This is a genomic window from Rhodococcus sp. Chr-9 (assembly GCF_000801125.1).
Classification (GTDB): domain Bacteria; phylum Actinomycetota; class Actinomycetes; order Mycobacteriales; family Mycobacteriaceae; genus Rhodococcus; species Rhodococcus pyridinivorans.
In genome coordinates this window covers 1-832 of the sequence record NZ_JTIZ01000087.1, presented here as the reverse complement: position 1 = coordinate 832, position 832 = coordinate 1, and the positions used below count along the sequence as shown (strand labels likewise).

General features: G+C 54.9%; 1 rRNA gene. It reads left to right on the top strand.

Annotation, left to right across the window (positions count from 1 at the left end):
* Positions 1 to 333: 333 nt before the first annotated feature.
* Positions 334 to 832, top strand: a 23S ribosomal RNA gene (locus QR64_RS11910); the annotation flags it as partial.

Sequence of the window (832 nt, the reverse complement as noted above, 5' to 3'; positions counted from 1 at the left end):
GCCGTACCGGAAGGTGCGGCTGGATCACCTCCTTTCTAAGGAGCATCTGCCCACACACCCCGAACAGTCGGGTGTGGTGTGCGGCCAGAGACCGATTGTCCCCGATCGTGGGACACGGTTGCTCATGGGTGGAACGCTGACAACCATCACCGCGTATGCATCATCCGATAGTGGTGGTGTGCGGTGGTTATATCGGTGCACTGTTGGGTCCTGAGAGAACACGCAATGTGTTTGATCAGCGACGATGATCCGCGAAACAAGGAAATCAGTTTTCTTGCGGTAGGGGTTGTTGTGTGTTGTTTGAGAACTGCACAGTGGACGCGAGCATCTTTGTTGTAAGTGTTTATGAGCGTACGGTGGATGCCTTGGCACCAGGAGCCGATGAAGGACGTGGGAGGCTGCGATATGCCTCGGGGAGCTGTCAACCGAGCTGTGATCCGAGGATTTCCGAATGGGGAAACCCAGCACGAGTGATGTCGTGTTACCCGCATCTGAATATATAGGGTGTGTGGAGGGAACGTGGGGAAGTGAAACATCTCAGTACCCACAGGAAGAGAAAACAACATGTGATTCCGTGAGTAGTGGCGAGCGAAAGCGGATGAGGCTAAACCGAGTACATGTGATACCTGGCAGGGGTTGTGTATTCGGGGTTGTGGGGTTCGTTGTGTCGGCGCTGCCATGCCGGCCGACAGTGAGAAATCGTCGTGTTAGTCGAAGTGGTCTGGAACGGCCTGTCGTAGAGGGTGAGAATCCCGTAGACGAAAACACGGTGACTGTCGATTCGAATACCCGAGTAGCACCGGGCCCGTGAAATCCGGTGTGAATCTGTCGG